An 18,032-nucleotide genomic window follows, 5' to 3' on the forward strand; every position below is an offset into this window, starting at 1 on the left:
CGCCCCCCTGCTTGAACCCACTGGTGCAGGGGGGCGGCGCCCCCCTGCGACTCAGTGGTGAATGAACACCGGGCACCGCGCATCCCGCAGCAGCACATGCGTCGCGCTGCCGGAAACCAGCCGCCGCAGCCCGCTTTCCTCGAACGCCCCCAGCACCATCAGTCGCGCGCCGATCCCCTCGGCCTCCGCCAGCAGCAAATCCGCGGGCCGGCCACCGACCAGGGGCAGCGGCTTCGCCTCGATGCCGTGCCGGCACAGGAAGGCGCAGGCTTCCTCCGCCATCGCGACGGCGCTGTCCCGGTCCGCGGCGGCGGAGGCGACGCGGACAAGCGAGCCCTCCGCCAGGCCGAGCAGCGCGAACAACTGGAGCGCGGCCATGGCGGGCAGGGAGGCATCATAGCCCACCAGCACCGGCCCTTCGGTGCCGAGTGTCGCGCCAGGGGGCACCACCAGCAGGGGGCGGGCACCGTCCATCAGCAGGTGCTCGATGACGGGGGCGACGTTGTCCTCCACCTGTTCGCGGCCGAGCGTGCTGTCCCGGCCGATCACCACCAGATCATGCGTCGCGCCGGCGCGCAGCAGCGCGGGTTCGGGGGCGTCGGGAAGGCGGAGTTCGGTGTAGGGCGTGTCGCCGGCGACGGCGGCGCAGGCGGTCAGGGCGGCGGCGGCATCGGCCTCCGCCCGGGCGGCCAGGGCTTCGTCGCGGCGGGCCTTGAAGGCGGCGCCGCCGATGGGGACGAACTCGTGGTCGCTGCGGGTGTGCGGGTTGTCCAGCACCACGGCGGCGGTCAGCGCGGCGCCGGTGCGGCGGGCCAGCGCGAAGGCGGCGTCGCGGGCGGATTGGGCGCCGGGCGTGTCATCAAGCGCGACGAGGATGCTGCGCAGCATGGCGGATTCTCCTTCGGCGCAGCCTAGCCCGAAGGCGGGCCGGCGCCAAAGCCGTCAGCGGGACGCGCCGCGGGAATGGCAGGCGCCACAGGTGGATTGGGCGGGGGCGGCCAGGGTATCGCCCGCGACGCCGCGGGCGGCGAGGACGAGGCCCTTGTGGATGGTGGTGATCAACGCCAGCACGGCGGCCACCAGGATCACGTATTTGCCGAACCTGCCCATCGCAGCCTCCCGCGGAAGGAGCAGGCTAGTGCCGCGACGGGCCGCGCTGCCAGTTGACACTGGGGCAGGGTTCAGCGGTTGGGTCGCAGCACCCAGAAGCCGAGCGAGCAGATGATCAGCGCCACCGCGAAGGTCAGCAGTGCCGCGCCATTGCCGCCCCAGCCCGCGACCAGGCCGGAGAGGCCCTGCAGCACTGCCGCGCCGAAGAAGAAGCTGAGGTTGGCGCAGGACAGCGCGCGGCCCGTCTGCTCCGGCGGCACCGCGCCGCGGACGAGGGAGAAGGCGAGGACCTGGAAGGAGATGATGGCGCCGAACAGCACCAGCAGGACCAGGTCCCAGGCGATGGGCATGGCGGGCAGGCCGAGGAAGCCCGCGATGGGGCCGCCGGCCACGATCAGGGCGATGAGGCCGGCGCAGGTCAGGTGGCTGATGGTCATCAACGCCGGCGCATGGCCGATGCGCTTGAGCACCAGGCCCGCCAGCGCCGGGCCGATGGTGAGGGCGACCGTGCAGGCCAGCAGGACATTGCCGGCGTCGATGCGGTCCAGGCCCTTCACCTCCATCAGCCAGGGCCCGCCCCAGAGGCCGCGCACGCCGAGCACCGCGGCGAAGCTGGCGAAGGTGAAGACCATGACGCCGCGCAGCCCTGGGGTGAGGGCGACGCGCCCGACCTCCCGCAGATCATGCGCCAGGCCGCGGCGGGGCGTGGGGGCGGGGCGGTCGGAGGGGACGAGCAGGGCGACGAGGGCGATGGCGAGGATGGCGATCCCCGCACAGGCCCAGAAGCCGGCGCGCCAGTCCACGGCCTCGATCAGCAGGGCGAGGGGGCTGGCGGAGAGCAGCATGCCGGTATTGCCCACGGCCTGGATGATGCCGGACCACACCGCGAAGCGGGGGGCCGTCAGCGCGCGGGCGGCGAAGGTGATGGGGCACATCAACATGCCCGAGCAGCCGGCGCCGAGCACGGCCTGCGCCAGGGCCATCGACCAGGGGCCGGTGGCGAGTGCGGCCATGACGGCGCCGCAGCCCGCGACGGTCAGCAGGAACAGGTTGGTGCGCTTCACGCCGTAGCGATCGAGCGCGATGCCGACCGGGATCATCACGGCGGCGAAGGCGGCGGGGAAGATGCCGGTGATCTGGGCGAGTTCGGTGGCGGTGATGCCGAGGTCGCGCGTCAGCACATCCACCGCGACGGCCGGCAGAGTGCGGGCGGCGTTGGAGAAGATGTGCCCGGTGCAGAGCAGCAGGATGGCCAGCGCGACGGGCGTGGCGGGCATGGCGTTTCCCGGTCTTGTCATTCGTGCCGCGCACCGGCCGGGTGGTGGCCGGGGCGCGGGAGGTGGTCGTTCAGTTCCTGAACATCTTCCCGGGATTCATGATGCCCTTGGGGTCGAGCGTCGCCTTCAGGCTGCGCATGACGGCCATCGCCTCGATCCCATGCTCGGCTTCGAGGAACTCCCGCTTGCCGAGGCCGATGCCGTGTTCGCCGGAGCAGGTGCCGCCGAGGGCCATGCCGCGCGCGACGATCCGCCGGTCCATGTCCCAGGCGCCTTCGAGGCCCTTCGGGTCATTGGGATCGTAGAGGACCATCTGGTGAAAATTGCCGTCGCCGACATGGCCGACGATGCAGGTTGTATGGCCGAGCGCCTTCGCTTCCTCCTTCGCGCCGACGAGCGCTTCGGTGAGGCGGGAGATGGGGACGCAGACATCGGTGGTCAGCGCGCGGCGGCCGGGAATCCAGGCGACGCCGGCCCAGTAGCTGTCGTGGCGGGCCTTCCACAGCTTCGCGCGCGCCGCGGGATCGGTCTCCCACCGGAAGCCGCTGCCGCCATGGTCGGTGGTGATCGCCTCCACCAGTTCCGCTTGTTCCTTCACGCCCGCTTCCGTGCCGTGGAATTCGAGGAACAGCGTGGTCAGGGGCTGGAAGCCGTCCAGCTTCGAGAAGGCGATGGAGGCGGCCATCATGTCGTCGTCGAGCAATTCGATGCGGGCGACGGGGATGCCCATCTGCATGACCTGGATCGTGCTCTCCACGGCGCCGGCCAGCGTCGGGAATTGCACGACGGCGCTGCTCATCGCCTCCGGGATTCCGTGCAGGCGCAGCCGCACCTTGGTGACGACGCCGAGCGTGCCCTCGCTGCCGATGAAAAGCCTGGTCAGGTCGTAGCCGTTGGCGGCCTTGCGGGTGCGGCCGCCGGTCTGGATCACGCGGCCATCGGCGAGGACGATTTCCAGGCCCAGCACGTTCTCCCGCATCGTGCCGTAGCGCACGGCATTGGTGCCGGAGGCGCGGGTGGCGACCATGCCGCCGATGGTGCAGTGGCTGCCGGGATCGACGGGGAAGAACAGGCCCTTGTCGCGCAGGAATTCATTGAGCTGCTGGCGCGTCACGCCGGGCTCGATCAGGCAGTCCATGTCCTGGTCGTTCACCTCCAGCACCGCAATCATGCGGGAGAGGTCGAGGGAGATGCCGGCGCGGACGGGGTTCACATGCCCCTCCAGGCTGGTGCCGGCGCCGAAGGGGACGACGGGCACGCCGTGCTGGTGGCAGAGGGCAAGGAGGCGGCTGACTTCCTCCGTGGTTTCGACGAAGGCGACGGCGTCCGGCAGCGTCGGCGTGGAACTGTCCTCCCCATGGCTGTGCTGTTCGCGGATGGCGCCATTGGTGGTCATGCGGTCGCCGAGGAAGGCGCTGGCGGCGGCGATGACGGCGTCCACGGGGCGGGGGGAGATGGTGTTCATCGGAAGCTCCGGGGGGACGGGCCAACCCGGCCCGCCCAGGGGGCCACCCTGCCATGCGCAAGGCGGCTCGGCAAAGGCGTGGAGGCTGCGTTGACGCTTCCCCGTCCACGGGCCTAGCGTCCCCACTTGTCCTGTCATCATACAACCCAAAGGGGGGACGGAAATCCAATGGCAAATGGCGTCAAGGCGGCCTGGGCGGCGGGGAAGCCGGTGGTCAACGGGTGGCTCGCCATCCCGAGCGGCTTCACGGCCGAGGTGATGGCCCAGGCGGGCTGGGACAGCCTGACGGTCGATATCCAGCACGGCGTGCAGGACTACATGTCCATGGTCGCCTGCTTCCAGGGCATGCAGCCGCATGGCGTGACGCCGATGGTGCGCGTGCCGTGGAACGAGCCGGGGATCATCGGCAAGTGCCTGGATGGCGGGGCCAAGGGCGTGATCTGCCCGATGGTGAACACGGAGAAGGAGGCGCGGGACCTGGTGTCCTTCTGCCGCTATCCCCCGAAGGGCAGCCGCAGCTTCGGCCCGATCCGGTCCGGCATCTATGGCGCCGCGGCCGACACCGACGCGGCGAATGACGACATCCTCGTCATCCCGATGATCGAGACCAAGACGGCGCTCGACAACCTCGAAGCCATCGTGCGGGTGCCGGGCGTGGACGGCATCTATATCGGCCCGTCCGACCTCAGCCTCTCGCTCGGCATGGCGCCGCTGCAGGATCGGCGTGAGCCGGAGTTCCTGGCGGTGCTGGACAAGATCCGCACCACCGCGCAGGCCGCGGGCGTGAAGGTCGGCATCCACACCATGACGGGCCAGTACTCGAAGGAGATGTTCGAGCGCGGGTTCAACCTGGCGACCATCATGAACGACAGCGGCCTGATGCTGACGGCGGCGAAGGCCCAGGTGGCCGTCGCGAAGGGTTGATGCCGGGTGGCGGCGGGCACGTGGCCCGCCGCCTTCAGCCTCACGCCGCCTGCCTGACGGCGACGAAGGCGAGGATCTGCGCCAGCGCCTGGCGCTGCCGGTCATCGAGCGACACGAAGCTGAGCCGCAGCCGGTCCTCGGCGCCGACCACCACGGCATTTCCGTTGAAGGCCATCCCGGGCTGCGCCAGTTGCAGCGACACGGCGGAGCCGACGGGCGGCAGGGTCGCACCGGCATCGAGCGCGCAGCCCGTCGCCGACAGGTCGATCAGCGTCACGGTGCGGATGGCGCCATTCGGCAGGCGCAGCTGCGCGGGCAGATCGGCGGGGTAGCGGGGCGCGGCGCGGCGATCGACCTCCGGCGCGGATTGGCGCACCACCTTCACCAGCTTGCCGCGCAGCGCGCCGACCGCATCGCTGGCGGCGGCGGCGCCTTCGCGCAGTTGCACCGCGCGCATGCCGGTATCCGCCACCTGGCCGGCGACGCGGGCGATGCCGTCATTCACGCTGCCCGCGGCCTGGGAGGCCAGGCTGATGGCGCGGGCGATTTCCTGCGTCGCGGCGCCCTGTTCCTCCATCGCGGCGGCGATGGCGGTGGCGGCGCCGTTCACCTCCGCCACCGCATCGGCCATCTCCGTCACCACATTGACGGTGCTCTCGGTGGCGCGGGTCACTTCCTCCACCTGGCGGGCGATCTCCTCCGTCGCCTTGGCGGTCTGGGCGGCGAGCGTCTTCACCTCATTGGCCACCACGGCGAAGCCCTTGCCGGCATCACCGGCGCGCGCGGCCTCGATCGTGGCATTGAGGGCGAGGAGGTTGGTCTGGCCGGCGATGTCGGCGATGAGGCGCGCGACGCCGCCGATGCGCTCCACCTCCCGCGACAGGGCCTCGATGCTCGCGCGGCCTTCCTGGCCGCGGGTGGCGGCCTTGCGGGTGGCGTTGGCGGTGTTCGTGACCTGGACGACGATCTCCCGGATGGAGGCGCCGAGTTCCTCGGTCGCGGCGGCGACGGTCTGGACATTCGCCTGCGCCTCCCCGGCCGCCTGGCGGACGGCGCCGCTTTCGGCGGAGACGATTCCGGCGCTATCCGCCATGGCCTGGGTATCGCGGGCGATGGCGTTCATCTGCGCGGCGACGACGTCCACGGCCTGGCCGGTCTCGGCCTCCACCTTCTCCGCCATCTGCTGCAGTGCCGCGGCGCGCTCCGCCTCGGCCCGGGTGCGGGCTGCCTCCTGCGCGGCGCGGGCGGCCTCGGCTTCCCGCAGCCCGCCCTGGAAGACGATGACGGCACGGGCGAGTTCGCCGACCTCATCGCCGCGGGCGCCATGCGGGATGGTGCCGTCCAGGCTGCCGGCGGCCAGGATGCGGGTGGCGTTCGTGACCTGGGTGATGGGGCGCGTGACGCGGACGACGATGATGGCGGCGACGCCGACCAGCAGCGCCAGCATCGCGGCCAGCAGCCCGACGGCGACCCACACATCCTCCCGCGCCTCCGCCAGCGCGGCGGTGACGAGGGTGCCGCTTTCGGCGATCTGCGCATCCAGCAGCAGGCCGATCGATTCGGTCAGCGGGTCGATCGCGGGATAGAGGCGTTCGCGCACCAGCGAATCGAGCCGTGCCGCGTCCCGGTCCCGCATGATGATGGTGACATCGGCGAGCAGGCGCTGCGCGGCGGCGATGCGGGCGCGGGCATCGGCCATCGGCGCGGCGCCGGCCGGGCTGAGTTCCATGGTGGAGACGGCGCGCCAGGCGCGGTCGATGATGGCGGTCGCCTCCGCCAGCGCCTTGTCGCCTTCCTCCCAGGTGAAGCCGCCGTTGCGTACCTTGTGGGAGGCATCGACGACGCTGACGGCATAGGCATCCGACAGCGCCTTCAGATGCACCATCGGGTCCAGCGCCTCATGCGACACGCGGGCGAGGGAGTCGGAGGCCTGGCGCAGCGACAGCGCGCCGAAGCCGGTGGAGCCGAGCGCGAGCAGCGCCACCAGGCCGACAAGTGTGGGAAGCAGGGCTGCGAGGCGCAGGCGCATAGGGGAATCCAGGGGAAGGGGGGCGGTGTCCGCAGCTTCCCTGGCAGGCATTAACTGTTCTTGAACCGTCCTCGTCACGATGCGGCGCGGTGCGTCAATCGCCCGGCCGGATGCCGGCGGCCTGCACCACGGCGCGGAACTTCTCGACTTCGGCCTGCTGGAAGGTTGCGAAATCCTGCCGGCCGCGGAAGGTGATCGGCGTCGCGATGCGGGCGAAGCCATCGATGGCGGCAGGGGTGCGCAGCGCGTGCTGGCAGGCGGCTTCCGCGCGGGCCAGGAATTCGGGCGGCGCGCCGGCGGGGGCGTAGAGCCCGGCCCAGATGGAATAGACCAGGTCGAAGCCCTGTTCGCGCAGCGTCGGCACCTCCTGGAATTCCGCCGTGCGCGCTGCCGCCATGACGCCGAGGCCCACCAGGTTGTTGGCGCGCAGCCCGCCCGGCAGGTCCGCATAGACGGACACATCGTCGCGCAGCAAGGCGATGATCGCTTCCGCGCTGCCGCGGAAGGGGATGTGCGTCATGGGCACGCCGGCCTGCTGGGACAGTGCCACCATGACGACATGCGGGATCGATCCCGGGCCCGCGGATCCGTAGTTGAGGCCGCCATTGCCGGCCCGCGCGCGCGCGACGAGATCCGCCACGCTGCGCAGCCCGCTGGCGGGGGCCGCCATCATCATCACCGGCGTGTCGCCCAGCAGGCAGATCGGTGCGAAATCCGCGAGGCGATAGGGCAGGTCTGCCCGGAAATGCGGCTGGATGGCCATGGGGCCGGTCGTCGTCAGCAGCAGCGTCGTGCCATCCGGCCTGGCGCGCGCCACTTCCTGCGCGCCGATCGCGCCCGCCGCGCCAGTGGTGTTCTTCACCACGACCTGCGCGCCCAGGATTTCGGACATCCCCGGCGCGATCAGGCGCGCCATGCGGTCCGCGCTGCCGCCGGCGCCGAAATTCACCACGATGGTGATGGGGGACTGCGCCTGCGCGGCACCCGTCGCGAGCATGGAGAACAGCAGGAAGGCGAGCAGGGATCGCAAGCGGGGCATCCTTGTGGCGTGCCCCTGCCCTGCAATCCCCGCGCCACGGTCAGCCCGCCGCGACGCGGGCTTCCGCCATCAGGCACAGGATCTCGAACATCATCGTCGCCGCGATCAGCGCGGTGGCGTTGTTGAGGTCGAAGGGCGGCGCGACTTCCACCACATCGGCGCCGATGATGGGCAGGCCGCGCAGGCCGCGAAGCATGCGCTGCGCTTCCCGCGGCATCAGCCCGCCGATTTCCGGCGTGCCGGTGCCGGGCGCGAAGGCGGGGTCCAGGCAATCCACGTCGAAGGTCAGGTAGCAGGGCTGGTCGCCGACCACGCGCCGCGCCTCCGCCATGGTGGCGTCGGGGCCGAGATCGTCGAATTCCTCGATCGTGATGATCCGCACGCCCTGGTCGCGCGCCCAGTGCATGTCCGTCGCGTCGAACAGCGAACCGCGGATGCCGATCTGCACGATGCGGGTGGGGTCGAGCAGCCCTTCCTCGATCGCGCGGCGGAAGGGCGTGCCATGGGTGAAGCGGGCGCCGCCGAAATAGGTGTCGTTGGTGTCGGAATGGGCGTCGAAATGCACCATGCCGATCGGGCCGAGGCCGGGCTTCGCGCGATGCAGGCCGCGGAGGATGGGGAGCGAGATCAGGTGGTCCCCGCCGAGTGCCAGGGTCCAGGCGCCGGTGGCGCGAATTTCGGCGACGCGGTCCTCGATCATCTGCAAGGACTGCATCAGGTCCGCGGGGTTGGTCGGCGTGTCGCCGGCATCGGCCACGCGGCACAGCCGGCAGGGCTCCACGCGCGTGACGGGGTGGGCGCGGCGGATGATGGAGGAGACGTTGCGGATTTCCCGCGGGCCGTGGCGGGGGCCGGTGCGGTTGGTGGTGCCGAGGTCGAAGGGGACACCAAGGAGGGCGATGTCGAGGAGGGAGGCGTCCTCGACCTGGGGAAGACGCATGAAGGTGACGGGGCCGGCGAAGCGGGGGGTGATGGCGCCGTCGAGGGGTTGGGGGAAGTCGGTCATGCCCGATCCTTCAAGGCTGTGCGGACCCCCACCCCGACCAGCCTTCGGCCTTGCGGCAGTGCCGCAAGCCCCCGCAACCGCGGGGGAGGGGGCGCGAGTGGCGTGGCCTGCTCCCTCCCCCGCGCTTGCGGGGGAGGGTTGGGGTGGGGGTAGGCCACCTAGACCGGCAGCTGCTGCGGGCTCGTCCACCCGATCGTGCCCACCGAGTTGCACGCCGGGCAGGCCGGCGCCCAATCCGCATGGTCCGTCCCGCAGGAGGAGCACCGCCAGCGCGGCTCCGGCGCCGCCGTCGCGGCCGCGCGCAGCCAGCGCGCCTGGGCGGCGCGGCCTTCCGGCAGCTCGCCCTTCTCAACTTCCTCCAGGTCGCACAGCGCCAGGTAGGCGCGCCGGTCGGCGCGGCCGGAGGCGACCAGGGCGTCAAGCTCCGTCCGCGCGCGGCCGGTGAGGCCCGCGGCCAGCGCGGCGCGGCCCATCAGCAGGTGGCTTTCCGGGTGCTTGGTGTTGTTGTGGATCAGCACCTCCACCGCCTTCACGCGGTGCAGTGGGTCCTGTTCCTCCAGCAGATAGTCGCGGGCGAGGTCGGGATGCGGACGGGCGGCCCAGGCCTGTTCCAGCGTCGCCCGGGCGCGGCGCGGGCTGCCGGCGGCGCGCAGCCGCGCGGCGAAGGCCAGCGCCGCGGGGGCGAAGGCGGGATCGGCCTGGAAGGCCTGGCGTTCCAGTTCGATGGCGCGGGAAGGGTCGGCTTCCTGCATCGCGGCCGCCAAAGCGAGGCCGGCCTGGGTGGGGCCGGGGGCGGCCAGCGAAAGGGCTTCGCCCCAGTCACGGGTGCGCAGTGCCAGCGTCTCCCGCTCCTGCCGCAGCCAGGCGGCGCCGGGCTGGGCGGCTTCCGCTTCCCGCGCCAGGCGCTGGGCGGTCGGCCAATCCTCCCGCTGGATGGCCTGGCGGAGCAGGCCGCGGAGCCCCAGGAAGCGGGCATCGGGACGGGCGGCGAGGGCCTGGAAGACCTCGGCGGCCGCATCCTCCCGCCCCGCCAGGCGCTCGGCCTCGGCGGCCAGCAGCAGGGTCTGGGGCGTGTCGCCCAGGCCCTTGCGGGCGCGCTTCACCTCGATGCGCGCGACGTCGGGCGTGCCGGCGGCGAGTGCGATCAGGGCGCGGGTCAGGGCGGCATCGCCATCCACCCGGTGCTTCGCCGCGCGGTTGGCGCGGAGGCGGCCGGGCAGGCGGCGGAGCCAGGAGATGAGGGACAGCAGCAGGTGCAGGGCCAGGAACAGGACGGCCAGCAGCAGCAGGGCGACCGGCAGGCTGACCAGGATTTCCGCATCCGCCACGCGGATCTCGACCGCACCACCCAGACGGGCAAGCCAGAGGATGCCGGCCAGGCCGCCGGCCAGCAGGATCAGGTAGAGAAGGGCGCTGCGCATCGCGGCGTCCTCAGCCGGCGGCCAGGCTGCGGAGCGCGGCGCGCGCCGCGACCAGCGCCTCGGCCTGGCTGATCCAGCCGCGCATCGCCTCCTTCGCGGGCGGCGAGAGGCGGGCGAGGCGCTGGATGGCGCCTTCGAGGTCCCCGGCATCCAGCGCGCGGCGGGCGCGCTCGATCTCGGCCGCGGCGGCATCGCCCCAGAGGACTTCTTCCCCCCGGCGGACGGTGACGAGGCCGGAGAGGCGGCTGACGGCGCTGTCCAGCACCCCCGCACCTTCACGCGCGGGTTCGCTGGCGGCGCGGCCGGCGCGGGCGGCGTCCTCGAAGCCCAGGCGCAGGGCCGATTCGGTCGGGGGTGCGGCGGTGGCGAAGCGGGTCAGGGCTTCGGGCGCGTCGCGCAGGCCGGCGAGCGCGCCGCCGAGGGGGCGGCCCGCTTCGAGGGTGGCGCGGAGCGCGTCGATGGTCGCCATGCGGCCGGCGCGGCCTTCCAGGGCGGCCAGGCGCTGGGCGGCGCCTTCCAGGGCGACGAGGCGGGCGGCCTGGGCTTCCGCGGCGGCGGCACGGGCGGCGATCGCCTGTTCCAGCGTGGCGGTGCGGGTTGCGATGGTCTGTTCCAGCGCGGCGAGGCGCGGGTCCAGCGCGGCGATGCGGCCGGCGAGCGCGGCCTCCGTCGCGCCGATGCGCTGGCTGGCCTGGGCCTGGGCCTGTTCCAGCGCGGTGTCGCGGGCGGCGGCTTCGCGCGCCAGCGCCTCGATCCGCGTGGCGGCGGCGGCGGCGCGGGCCTCGTCCTGGCGGATGGAGGTTTCGGTGCGGTCGGAGAGGCGGTCCAGGCGCTGGCTCAGTGCCTCCACCGCGCCACGGGCGGCGAGCTGGGTGGGATCGATGGCGGGGCGGGCGGCGGTGTCGCGGGCGATGCGCTCCACGGCGGAAAGCTTCTCGTCGAGCGCGGCGGCGCGGCGTTCTGCTTCGGCGGCCTGGTCGCGGAGCGGCGCGAGATCGACGGGCGGGCGGGCTTCGAGGCCCGTCACGCGCTGGGTCAGGCCTTCGAGGCCGGTGACGCGCTGCGCCAGGCCTTCCAGGGCGGCGATGCGCGGCGGCAGGGCCTCAAGCCCGGCGATGCGGGCGGTGGTGCCTTCCAGCGCGGCGAGGCGCCGGTCGAGGCCGGCCACCTGCTGCAACTGGGCGCGAAGCTCCGCGACCTCCGCCGCCAGGGGGTTGCCGGGGGGTGTGGGGGCCGGGAGCGGGCGCGCGATGAGCCAGGCGACGGCGCCGACCAGCACCACGCCGGCCACGGCGATGGGCAGGGCGGCCGGGTCCAGCCGCAGGCGGCGCAGACGTTCCGGGAGGGAGGCGGGCGGGGGAGGGGCGCTCATGATGCTCCTGGCGCGGCTGGTTCCGCGGCGCCGCCCGAAAGCAGCGCCAGCAAGGCGTCTTCACTCGGCCGGCCGGCGACATGGACCGCCCGGAAGGTCAGGGGGGCGATCGCGGCCGCGGCGGCATCCGCCACCCGCTGGCTGATCGCGAACGCCTCCATCCCCGCCAGGGTTGCCGCATGGCCGGCGGCTTGGAGCAGGGTGATGGCACAGGCCGCCGAGCGAGGCGAGTGGAACAGGATTTTCTCGAGTGTTCCGCAGGCAAGGGCCGTGCGGCAGGGTTCCGGCAGTGTCAGGGCTGGCGTGGCGGCATAGGCGATGCGGCGATGGACGCGGAAGCCGCGGGCGCGGAGATCGGCCGCGAGATCAAGAGCATAGGTTTCGCCCACCGCGAGCAGCAGGGGGCCGGCTTCCGGGCGCAGGCGTTCGGCCACGAGGCGGGCGAGGTCCGCGGCGGTGCCGGCGGCGGCGGTCACATCCGCGAAACCGGCATCCCGCGCGGCGGCGGCGGAGGCTTCGCCGACGGCGAGCAACGGCAGGGGCAGGGGCCGCAGCGCCCGGGCAGCCGCGCGGCTGGTGATCAGGATGGCCTGGGCCGGGGGCGTGGCGAAGGCGCGGGGTTCCAGGACCAAAGCGGGGGCCAGGACCGGCGCGAGGCCGAGGGCGCGGAGGCGGGCGGCGGTTTCCTCGCCGCCCGGTTCGGGGCGGGTGACCAGCACCTGCCGCACCGCTGTCACCCGAAGATGTCGGTCGGGCTGTCGCGGCGGAGGCTGTCGCCGAGTTCTCGGCCGATGCGGACGGCATCCGAGGCCGGGCCGTGCAGGCTGCGCTTCAGCAGGAAGGAGCCATCGGCGCGCGCGACCAGGCCCGTCAGGTGCAGGCGGCCATCCGGCAGCAGGCGGGCATGGCCGCCGATGGGGGTGCGGCAGGAGCCATCGAGGGCGGCGAGGAGGGCGCGTTCGGCGGAGGAGACGGCCTTGGCCTCCCGATCCTCGATTCCCGAGAGGAGTTCATGCAGTTCGGTGTCGTCGGCGCGGACGGTGACGCCGACAATGCCCTGGCCGGCGGCGGGGACCATGGCATCGGGGTCGATGACGACACCCGCTTCTGCTTCCAGGCCGAGGCGGCGGAGACCGGCCAGCGCGAGGAGGGAGGCGGTGGGGCCGCCGGGTTCGCGGACCTTGGCGAGGCGGGTCTGCACGTTGCCGCGGATCATTTCAACGCGCAGGTCGGGGCGGGCATGCAGGATCTGCGACTGGCGGCGGACGGAGGCGGTGCCGATCACGGCGCCGGCTGGCAGGCAGGCGAAGGGGTCGGAGGGGTCAGGGGCGTTGCAGGACGGGCCGAGGATCAGGGCATCGCGCGCATCCTCCCGCTTCAGGGTGCAGGCGAGGACGATGCCGGGGGGCATCTCCGTCTCCAGATCCTTGAGGCTGTGGACGGCGAAGTCGATCCGGCCGTCGGACAGGGCCTCATGGATTTCCTTGGCGAAGAGGCCCTTGCCGCCGATATCGGCCAGGCGCTTGTCCTGGATCCGGTCGCCGGAGGTGGTGATGGCGTGTTCCTCGAACGCCTTGGCATCCCGCAGCACCGGGCAGAAGCGGGTGATGAGGTCGAGGAAATGGCGCGTCTGCCACAACGCCAGCGGCGATCCCCGCGTGCCGACGCGGAGCGGCAGGGACCGCATATGCGGCTTGACCCCGGCATGGGGGTGAGGCTGGGACAGGGCGTGGGGATGCGCTACCGACATGGCCGCGGGACATAGGCCCGGTATCGGGAAGGTGAAAGTGGTGAAGGCGCCAAATGCCATGCGGGGGTTGCAGGACAGCGACGTGGTGCTGGGGCTCGAATCCTCCTGCGACGAGACGGCGGCGGCCCTGCTGCGGGCGGATGGGACGATCCTGGCGGAGGCGGTGCTCTCCCAGCTTGAGGAGCACACCCCCTTCGGCGGGGTGGTGCCGGAGATCGCGGCCCGCGCCCATCTGGCGCATCTGCCGGGGCTGGTGCGGCGGGTGATGGGGGAAGCCGGGGTCGGGGTCAGGGATCTGGCGGCGGTGGCGGCGACGGCCGGGCCGGGGCTGATCGGCGGGCTGATCGTGGGCGCGACCTTCGGCAAGGGCATGGCGCTGGCGGCGGGGGTGCCGTTCCTCGGCATCAATCACCTGGAGGGGCATGCGCTGACGCCGCGCCTTCCCGGTGTCTTCAAGGCGGGTGTGCATGAGGGCGGGCTGGAGTTTCCCTACCTGCTGATGCTGCTGTCGGGCGGGCATTGCCAATGCGTGAGGGTCGAGGGGGTGGGCAGGCACACCAGGCTCGGCACCACGCTGGATGACGCGGTGGGCGAGGCCTTCGACAAATCGGCCAAGCTGCTGGGCCTGCCCTGGCCGGGCGGGCCGCATCTGGAGAGGCTTGCGGCGTCGGGCGACGCGAGGCGGTTCACGCTGCCGCGGCCGCTGATGGGAAGGCCGGGCTGCGACTTCTCCTTCAGCGGACTGAAGACGGCGGTGGCGAATATCGTCGCGAAAGGGTTGGACGAGCAGGGTAGGGCGGATGTGGCGGCGGGGTTCCAGGCCGCCGTCGCCGCCACGCTGGCGGACCGCGCCGCGCATGCCCTGGCCATGGCGCCGGATGCGACGGCGCTGGTGGTGGCGGGGGGTGTCGCGGCCAACAAGGGCATCCGCGCCGCGCTGGCGGCGGTGGCGGAGAAGGCCGGGCTGCCGCTGGTGGCGCCGCCCATCCGGCTCTGCACCGACAACGCCGTGATGATCGCCTGGGCGGGAATCGAGCGGCTGCGGGCGGGGCTCGTGGACGGGCTGGACCAGGCGCCGCGGCCGCGCTGGCCGCTTTCGGAGCTTTCCGTCACCGCCGTGTGAGCCCAGGGAGCCTTATCGCGCGCCGTGCGTTCCACCACCGCACAGGTATGGAGGATACGCCGATGCGTTTCGCACCTCGTTTCGTGGTGGTCGTGGCTCTGGCCCTGTCGGTCGCCGCCTGCGGATCCTCGCCCGGTGGGCGGGCGGTGAGTGGCGGGCTGCTGGGCGCCGGGGCGGGCGCGGCGGTGGGGTCCCTGTCCGGCAATGCGGGCACGGGCGCGCTGGTGGGCGGGGGGCTTGGCGCGGTGGGCGGGGCCGTGACGGCGCGCTGATCGCGCATCGGCCGGGGCGCGGCCGGGACGGCCTGGGGCGGAGCCGCGCGGCTTGCGCGCCTTTCGCCCCGGCGCTAGCCCCCCGGCGTGAATTACCGCCACGCCTTCCACGCCGGGAATTTCTGCGACGTCGCCAAGCACGCGCTGCTGGTGGCGCTGCTGCGCGGGCTGCTGGCCAAGCCGAAGCCGTTCCGCGTGCTGGATACCCATGCGGGGATCGGCAGCTACGACCTCTCCGCGCCCGAGCCCCAGCGCACGGGGGAATGGCGGGACGGGATCGGGCGAGTCTCCGGCGCGGATGACCCGGCGCTGGCCGATTATCTCCAGTTGGTGGAGGCGCTGGGATACCCGGCCGAATATCCCGGGTCTCCCGCCATCACGCGGGCGTTGCTGCGGCCCGGGGACAGCCTGGCGCTGTGCGAGTTGCACCCGGAGGACCACGCGACGCTGCGCGCCCGCTATCGCGGTGACGGCCAGGTGGCGGTGCACAAGCGGGATGCGTGGGAGGCGATCGAGGCGCTGACCCCCTTCCCGGAGCGCCGCGGCCTGGTGCTGATCGACCCGCCCTTCGAGCAGGAAGGAGAGTTCGACCGCCTGGCCGCCGCCATCGCCCGGCTGCGGCACCGCTTCCGCGCGGGCATCGTCGCCGCATGGTATCCGGTGAAGCACCGCGCGCCGGTCCGCGCCTTCCACCACGCGCTGCAGGATGCCGCGGTGCCGGATTGCATCGCGGCCGAGATCGTCATCCGGGAGCCGCTTGATCCGACCCGGCTGAATGGCTGCGGGCTGCTGGTGGCCAACGCGCCCTTCGGCTTCGAGGAGCAGGCCGCTGTCATCCTGGCACGCTTGCTGCCCCGGCTTTCCCGCGGCGAGGATGGGGCCGGCGCGGGCGTGACCCGCGTGACGCCGGAATAGGGGATTTCATGCAGGGCTCAGGCCGGATCGCGGTGCTCGGCGCGGGCGCCTGGGGGACGGCGCTGGCGCAGCAGGCGGCGCGGGCGGGGAATGACGTCACGCTCTGGGCGCGGGATGCGGCGCGGGCGGCGGCGATCCAGGCGGGGCGGGAGAATGCGCGCTACCTGCCGGGGCTGGCGCTGCACCCCGCCATCCAGGTGACGGCCGCTGCTGAGGCGCTGGCGGGGGCCGATCTGTGGCTGCTGGTGGTGCCGGCGCAGCACCTCCGCGCCACGCTGGAAACCCTGCCGGATACCGGCGCGAACCTGGTCGTCTGCGCCAAGGGGGTGGAGCGGGGGACGCTGCTGCTGCCGCTGGAGGTGCTGGACCAGGCCCGCCCAGGCGCCACCACCGCCGTGCTGTCGGGACCCAATTTCGCGCATGAGGTCGCGAAGGGCCTGCCCGCCGCCGCCGTGATCGCCAGCCGGGATGCGGGGCTGCGGGCGCTGGCGGCGGAGCGGCTGGGGACGGCCGGATTCCGCCTCTATGGCGGGGATGACCCGATGGGCGTGCAGGTCGGCGGCGCGGCCAAGAACGTGATCGCCATCGCCGCCGGCGCCGTGATCGGCGCGGGGCTGGGCGAGAATGCGCGGGCGGCGCTGGTCACGCGGGGCCTCGCGGAATTGTCGCGGCTGGCGGTGGCACTCGGCGGGCGGGCGGAGACGGCGGCGGGGCTGTCGGGCCTCGGCGACCTGCTGCTGACGACGACGGGGCCGGGCAGCCGGAACACCTCCCTCGGCATGGAACTCGGCCGGGGCGTGGGGCTGGAGGCGGCGCTGGCGACGCGGGTGGGCGTGGCAGAGGGGGTGGCGACGGCGCCGGCGATCGTCGCCCGCGCGGCGGCGGCGGGGGTGGAATTGCCGATCGGCGCGGCGGTGGCGGATCTGCTGGCGGGCAGGCTGACGGTGGCGGAGGCGATGGGAAGGCTGCTGGCCCGGCCCCGGAGGGACGAATAGATGGGCACGCTGTTTCCCCCCGGCACGCGCGACAGCGTCACCCACCGGGTGCTGGCGTCCGAACTGGCGCCGGTGGCGGCGCTGATCGGGTCCGACGACCCCGCGCTGGCGGTGCGGGCGGCCGCGACGCTGATGACCAGGCTCCTGCTGACGCGCCTGCCCGGGCCCGGCTGCCGGCTGCTGCGGGAGGATTTCTCCTTCAGCGGCACCTTGGCCGAGGGCGATGAGGTGGTGATCAGCGCGGAGGTGGAGGCGCCGGGCAATCCCGGAATCGTGCATCTGCGCTGCGCCGTGCGCCATGCCGATGGATCGCCCATCCTGACGGGCTTCGCGGAGCTGTCGGAGCCGCTCGAACGGCGTGGCGACCTCACTGGCCCCTTCGGCACGCAGCCTCGGCGGATGCTGGCGGCGCTGCTGGCGCGTTGCGCGGGGCGGCCGCCGGTGCCGACCGCGGTGGCGCATCCCTGCGACGCCGAAAGCCTGCGAGGCGCGCTGCTGGCCGCGGGCCACGGGTTGATCACGCCGATCCTGGTGGGGCCGGAGGCGCGCATCCGCGCAGCGGCGGAGGGGATGGACCTCTCGGGTTTCGAGATCGTCGCCACGCCGCACAGCCATGCGAGCGCGGAGGTCGCGGTGCGCCTGGTGAGCGAGGGGCGGGCGGCCGCGCTGATGAAGGGCAGCCTGCACACCGACGAATTGATGGGCGCGGCGCTGGCGCGGGAGGCCGGGCTGCGGACGGAACGCCGCGTCTCCCACTGCTTCGTCATGGATGCGCCGCTCTATCCGCGGCCGCTGATCATCACGGATGCCGCCATCAACATCGACCCTGACCTGGACGCCAAGGCGGACATCATCCGCAACGCGATCGGGCTGGCGACGGCGATGGGGGTGGAGTTGCCGCGGGTCGCGCTGCTATCGGCGGTGGAGACGGTGACGGCGAAGCTGGTGTCCACGCTGCATGCCGCGGCGCTGTGCAAGATGGCGGATCGCGGGCAGATCACGGGCGCGTTGCTGGACGGGCCGCTGGCCCTCGACAATGCGGTCTCCGTCGCTGCGGCGAAGGCGAAGGGGATTGTCAGCGCGGTGGCGGGGCGGGCGGATGTGCTGATGTGCCCGGATATCGAATCGGGGAACATGCTGGCGAAGCAACTGGCACTGCTCGGCGGCGCGGCGAGTGCGGGGATCGTGCTGGGGCTGCGGGTGCCGGTGGCGCTGACGAGCCGGAGCGATGATGCGAATAGCCGGTTGGCCTCGGCGGCGTTGCTGAGGCTGGTTGCCGGGTGAGTTGGGGAAGGCGCTGCCTTCCCCAAACCCCATCCGCCAGGAGGCAGAGC

General features: G+C 73.0%; 17 protein-coding genes. 6 read left to right on the forward strand and 11 right to left on the reverse strand.

Annotation, left to right across the window (positions count from 1 at the left end; translation table 11 throughout):
- Nucleotides 1–51: 51 nt before the first annotated feature.
- From ACTIE5_RS20815 to ACTIE5_RS20830, 4 genes are all read right to left on the reverse strand, one after another.
- Complete coding sequence (locus tag ACTIE5_RS20815) at nucleotides 52–888, reverse strand: universal stress protein (RefSeq protein ID WP_439551640.1); 837 nt, start codon at nucleotides 886–888, stop codon at nucleotides 52–54.
- A 54-nt stretch (nucleotides 889–942) separates the two neighbouring features.
- Nucleotides 943–1,110, reverse strand: a complete 168-nt coding sequence (locus tag ACTIE5_RS20820; RefSeq protein ID WP_439551641.1) for a hypothetical protein — start codon at nucleotides 1,108–1,110, stop codon at nucleotides 943–945.
- A 71-nt stretch (nucleotides 1,111–1,181) separates the two neighbouring features.
- Nucleotides 1,182–2,387 carry an MFS transporter gene (locus ACTIE5_RS20825; RefSeq protein ID WP_439551642.1) on the reverse strand — a complete coding sequence of 402 codons (1,206 nt, stop codon included), beginning with the start codon at nucleotides 2,385–2,387 and terminating at the stop codon, nucleotides 1,182–1,184.
- A 70-nt stretch (nucleotides 2,388–2,457) separates the two neighbouring features.
- The gene (locus tag ACTIE5_RS20830; RefSeq protein WP_439551643.1) at nucleotides 2,458–3,852 is read right to left on the reverse strand and encodes an FAD-binding oxidoreductase; all 1,395 of its coding nucleotides are present in this window, start codon (nucleotides 3,850–3,852) and stop codon (nucleotides 2,458–2,460) included.
- 168 nt (nucleotides 3,853–4,020) lie between these two features.
- Here ACTIE5_RS20830 and ACTIE5_RS20835 point away from each other — a divergent pair, with 168 nt between their 5' ends.
- A complete protein-coding gene (locus ACTIE5_RS20835) occupies nucleotides 4,021–4,776 on the forward strand; it encodes an HpcH/HpaI aldolase family protein (protein ID WP_439551644.1) in 756 nt (251 codons plus the stop codon).
- A gap of 40 nt (nucleotides 4,777–4,816) precedes the next feature.
- On the opposite strand, the gene ACTIE5_RS20840 is transcribed toward ACTIE5_RS20835, so the two are convergent.
- From ACTIE5_RS20840 to hemC, 7 genes are all read right to left on the reverse strand, one after another.
- Nucleotides 4,817–6,805 (reverse strand): methyl-accepting chemotaxis protein, encoded by a 1,989-nt coding sequence (locus ACTIE5_RS20840; protein WP_439551645.1) that lies wholly within the window; start codon nucleotides 6,803–6,805, stop codon nucleotides 4,817–4,819.
- A 94-nt stretch (nucleotides 6,806–6,899) separates the two neighbouring features.
- Complete coding sequence (locus ACTIE5_RS20845) at nucleotides 6,900–7,835, reverse strand: Bug family tripartite tricarboxylate transporter substrate binding protein (RefSeq protein ID WP_439551646.1); 936 nt, start codon at nucleotides 7,833–7,835, stop codon at nucleotides 6,900–6,902.
- Between the two features lie 49 nt (nucleotides 7,836–7,884).
- Nucleotides 7,885–8,850, reverse strand: coding sequence for an agmatinase (gene speB / locus ACTIE5_RS20850; RefSeq protein ID WP_439551647.1), 966 nt, complete (start codon nucleotides 8,848–8,850; stop codon nucleotides 7,885–7,887).
- Nucleotides 8,851–9,008: 158 nt separating this feature from the next.
- The gene (locus ACTIE5_RS20855; RefSeq protein ID WP_439551648.1) at nucleotides 9,009–10,271 is read right to left on the reverse strand and encodes a heme biosynthesis HemY N-terminal domain-containing protein; all 1,263 of its coding nucleotides are present in this window, start codon (nucleotides 10,269–10,271) and stop codon (nucleotides 9,009–9,011) included.
- A 10-nt stretch (nucleotides 10,272–10,281) separates the two neighbouring features.
- Nucleotides 10,282–11,643: a hypothetical protein gene (locus ACTIE5_RS20860; RefSeq protein ID WP_439551649.1), complete on the reverse strand. Its 1,362-nt coding sequence runs from the start codon at nucleotides 11,641–11,643 to the stop codon at nucleotides 10,282–10,284.
- Nucleotides 11,640–12,371, reverse strand: a complete 732-nt coding sequence (locus ACTIE5_RS20865) for a uroporphyrinogen-III synthase (RefSeq protein WP_439551650.1) — start codon at nucleotides 12,369–12,371, stop codon at nucleotides 11,640–11,642. Before ACTIE5_RS20865 ends, ACTIE5_RS20860 begins: the two co-directional genes overlap by 4 nt.
- A gap of 5 nt (nucleotides 12,372–12,376) precedes the next feature.
- Nucleotides 12,377–13,330, reverse strand: coding sequence for a hydroxymethylbilane synthase (gene hemC / locus ACTIE5_RS20870; RefSeq protein WP_439551651.1), 954 nt, complete (start codon nucleotides 13,328–13,330; stop codon nucleotides 12,377–12,379).
- Between the two features lie 121 nt (nucleotides 13,331–13,451).
- On the opposite strand from hemC, the gene tsaD reads away from it, so the two are divergent.
- The 5 genes from tsaD (at nucleotide 13,452) to ACTIE5_RS20895 (ending at nucleotide 17,982) form a co-directional block, all read left to right on the forward strand.
- Nucleotides 13,452–14,516 carry a tRNA (adenosine(37)-N6)-threonylcarbamoyltransferase complex transferase subunit TsaD gene (tsaD, locus tag ACTIE5_RS20875; protein ID WP_439551656.1) on the forward strand — a complete coding sequence of 355 codons (1,065 nt, stop codon included), beginning with the start codon at nucleotides 13,452–13,454 and terminating at the stop codon, nucleotides 14,514–14,516.
- 62 nt (nucleotides 14,517–14,578) lie between these two features.
- Entirely contained in the window at nucleotides 14,579–14,788 is a 210-nt protein-coding gene (locus tag ACTIE5_RS20880) for a hypothetical protein (protein ID WP_439551652.1), read from the forward strand.
- 87 nt (nucleotides 14,789–14,875) lie between these two features.
- Entirely contained in the window at nucleotides 14,876–15,703 is an 828-nt protein-coding gene (locus ACTIE5_RS20885) for a 23S rRNA (adenine(2030)-N(6))-methyltransferase RlmJ (protein WP_439551653.1), read from the forward strand.
- Nucleotides 15,704–15,711: 8 nt separating this feature from the next.
- Nucleotides 15,712–16,698 (forward strand): NAD(P)H-dependent glycerol-3-phosphate dehydrogenase, encoded by a 987-nt coding sequence (locus ACTIE5_RS20890; RefSeq protein ID WP_439551654.1) that lies wholly within the window; start codon nucleotides 15,712–15,714, stop codon nucleotides 16,696–16,698.
- Nucleotides 16,699–17,982, forward strand: a complete 1,284-nt coding sequence (locus ACTIE5_RS20895; protein WP_439551655.1) for a bifunctional enoyl-CoA hydratase/phosphate acetyltransferase — start codon at nucleotides 16,699–16,701, stop codon at nucleotides 17,980–17,982.
- Nucleotides 17,983–18,032: the final 50 nt, after the last annotated feature.

It is taken from the genome of Falsiroseomonas sp., assembly GCF_051859025.1.
In the GTDB taxonomy this organism is placed as follows: Bacteria; Pseudomonadota; Alphaproteobacteria; order Acetobacterales; family Acetobacteraceae; genus Falsiroseomonas.